General features: G+C 52.0%; 1 protein-coding gene. It reads right to left on the bottom strand.

The features are described 5' to 3' along the window. The coding region (gene tuf, locus L975_RS16110; protein ID WP_039046825.1) for an elongation factor Tu at positions 1–1,151 on the bottom strand (1,151 nt) is incomplete at both ends.

Here is a 1,151-nt window from a genome sequence, read left to right as displayed (position 1 = left end):
ACGCCCGCACCTACAGTACGGCCACCTTCACGGATAGCGAAGCGCAAGCCTTCGTCCATCGCGATTGGTGCAATCAGGGTAACAACCATTTGGATGTTGTCACCTGGCATTACCATCTCTACGCCTTCTGGCAGTTCGATGGTACCGGTCACGTCAGTTGTACGGAAGTAGAACTGTGGACGGTAGCCTTTGAAGAATGGAGTGTGACGACCACCTTCATCTTTGGACAGAATATAAACTTCTGCTACAAAGTTGGTGTGTGGGTTGATTGAGCCTGGCTTAGCCAGAACCTGACCACGCTCTACGTCATCACGCTTGGTACCACGCAGCAGAACACCTACGTTCTCGCCCGCACGACCTTCGTCCAGCAGCTTACGGAACATTTCAACGCCAGTACAAGTAGTCTTGGTAGTCTCTTTGATACCAACGATTTCTACTTCTTCACCAACTTTGATGATACCGCGCTCTACACGACCAGTTACTACAGTACCACGGCCGGAGATAGAGAATACGTCTTCGATTGGCAGCAGGAATGGCTTGTCGATAGCACGCTCTGGCTCAGGGATGTAGCTGTCCAGGTAGCCTGCCAGTTCAACAATCTTCTCTTCCCACTGAGCATCGCCTTCCAGCGCTTTCAGTGCAGAACCGCGAACAACTGGAGTGTCGTCGCCTGGGAAGTCGTACTGAGACAGCAGCTCACGCACTTCCATTTCTACCAGTTCCAGCAGCTCTTCGTCATCAACCATGTCACACTTGTTCAGGAACACGATGATGTAAGGAACGCCTACCTGACGACCCAGCAGGATGTGCTCACGAGTCTGAGGCATTGGGCCGTCAGTCGCAGCTACTACCAGGATAGCGCCGTCCATCTGAGCAGCACCAGTGATCATGTTCTTCACGTAGTCGGCGTGACCTGGGCAGTCAACGTGCGCGTAGTGACGAGTTGGGGTGTCGTACTCTACGTGAGAAGTGTTGATGGTGATACCACGAGCTTTTTCTTCTGGCGCGTTATCGATCTGATCGAATGCACGAGCCTGACCACCGTATACTTTAGACAGTACGGTAGTGATAGCTGCAGTCAGGGTAGTTTTACCGTGGTCAACGTGGCCGATAGTACCAACGTTAACGTGCGGTTTAGTACGTTCAAATTT

Source organism: Plesiomonas sp. ZOR0011 (assembly GCF_000800945.1).
Taxonomy (GTDB): domain Bacteria; phylum Pseudomonadota; class Gammaproteobacteria; order Enterobacterales; family CAMTGL01; genus Plesiomonas; species Plesiomonas shigelloides.
Note: the sequence above shows the minus strand (reverse complement) of the source record. Positions and strands in the feature narration are given on the sequence as shown.